The sequence below is a fragment of the Leifsonia sp. 10L418 genome (genome assembly GCF_056395445.1).
Map to the genome: position 1 here is coordinate 1 of NZ_JBFTJN010000016.1, position 2,127 is coordinate 2,127.

The following is a 2,127-nucleotide window of genomic DNA, read 5'->3' on the forward strand; positions in this document are numbered from 1 at the left end:
CGGCAACACCATCGCCTGCGACGCACCCGATGTGGCCCCGGATGCCGGATGCTCGGCTGCCCTGACCGGCTACGGTGACTTCGCGGTCGTGAAGAACAACACGATTGACGGAAACCTGATCGTCGGAAATTCGGGCGGCTACTGCACCTTTGGCGGTTCGACACCGGGCAAGCCGTTCTCCACTGGCACCCGGGATATCCGGTTCACGAACAATGTCTGGCAGCGCGGGGCATCGGGCAAGTGCGGCGCTTACGGGCCGATCACTTCGTTCGACTCCAACGCCCCGGGCAACGTGTGGGCCAACAACAGCTGGGAAGACGGAACTCCCGTCCAAGCGGCCAACTGAGCGCGGACGCGTGGCCGATCTGACGATTGGCCACGCGTCCCTCTGCCGAACGGCTAGTTGTCAACCCGATGCTTTGCCAGGAGTTTCTCAGTGTCGCCTTAAAGCTGTCTTCGAGAGACAAAGCGCGCTCCCTATTCCCACCCGGCTGCAGATGGAACAGGGCCCCGAGTTGGGCAGAATTCCCTTGTGACGGCGCACGTCGGCGATCGCCACGGCCACCCGAACTCACCTCATCGTGGCGAGTCGGGAGACGTTCGCGGAATTGACCAACCCCGTAGCCGGGTGATTCGACCTCCGTTCTCGGTTTGACGTGCCGGAGAGCGTCGGTTGTAATTGGGGTCAGACACGCCCCCCTCAATGGGGGGTCGGCCTCCCCGATGGGGGTAAAATCTCGCCGCTCGACGATGACCGTTTGAGTGGGAGACAACTCGAAATTCAGAACGAGTCAGGACCCGTAGTGAACTCCCCAAACAAAGCACCGCTTCACCGTGCTCCAAAATCCAAATCCAAGATCGTGCTCCGCCTGGGCAGCGTCGCAGCTGCGTTCGCGATCCTGCTCTCCGTGATCGTGACGACGGCACCATGGGCGACAAGCCCGGCGTCTGCGGCCACGAGCACGATCATGGGCAGTTCGGCCCCGACTGGCCTAGCGAAGCACTCGGACGCCGCCGGAGTCGAGGTCGGCACTCGGTTCAGCGTGCTCGCCGACGGCACGGCCACCGGGATGCGCTTTTGGAAGGACCGGAGTGCCGTCGGGCCCCATAACGGAACGCTCTGGACGGCGCAGGGAAAGAAGCTCGCCAAAGCCAGCTTCACGAGCGAGACGAGTTCTGGCTGGCAGACCGCTGAATTCGACCAGCCTGTCGCCCTGAAATCCGGCCAGACGTACGTCGTCTCCTACTATGAAGCGAAGGGCCGGTACGCGGCGACATACGACTATGCCGGCAAATCGCAGTCCCCGCTCCTCAAGATCAGCAAGGGCAGCGGCGTCTTCAAGTACGGCTCGAAGTCACAGTTCCCGACTGATACCTTCCGCAACAGCAACTACTGGGTTGATCTGACCTTCTCGTCGAGCACGGCCGGGGCGAAGCCACCGACAACGACGCCGCCGACCACGACCACACCGACTCCGACGCCGACTCCGACGCCGCCGACCACGACCACACCGACACCGACGCCGACGCCGACGCCGACGCCTCCGACGACCACTCCGACTCCGACTCCGACTCCGACGCCGCCGACCACGCCGACCACCGGGTTCCCCTCGTCGGCGACGACCGGAGTGCCCACCGGAACCGCACTCTCCCCGTATACCGGGCCGTGCCGGATCACGACCGCCGGAACCGTCATCGACGCCAAGACGGTGAACTGCACCCTGCAGGTTGAAGCGCAGGGTGTCGTGATCACCCGTTCAGTCATCAACGGAACCGTTGCGACGAGCGAATCAGGCACCGGATCCTTCGCGATCAGCGATAGCGACGTTGTGATCGGAGCCCAGATGGGAACCGGACTCGGTGACGCCCGCTTCACGGCAACCCGAGTAGAGGTGACCGGCGGAAATCGTTCAGTGAACTGCTACATCGACTGCACCGTCAGTGCCTCCTATGTGCACGGTCAGTTCCGTGATGCAGCGGGCAAGGCGCATGAATCCGGAATTCGGATGGGGTCAGGCTCTGTGATCCGCGGCAACACCATCGCCTGCGACGCACCCGATGTGGCCCCGGATGCCGGATGCTCGGCTGCCCTGACCGGCTACGGTGACTTCGCGGTCGTGAAGAACA

The 2,127-nt window shown here is 63.6% G+C and carries 2 protein-coding genes; both read left to right on the forward strand.

Annotated elements, in window-relative coordinates; translation table 11 throughout:
• Nucleotides 1-346 (forward strand): hypothetical protein (locus AC1DCF_RS19130; RefSeq protein ID WP_477212362.1); only part of this gene is annotated, 346 nt, incomplete at its 5' end.
• A gap of 457 nt (nt 347-803) precedes the next feature.
• Nucleotides 804-2,127 (forward strand): DUF4082 domain-containing protein (locus tag AC1DCF_RS19135; protein ID WP_477212363.1); only part of this gene is annotated, 1,324 nt, incomplete at its 3' end.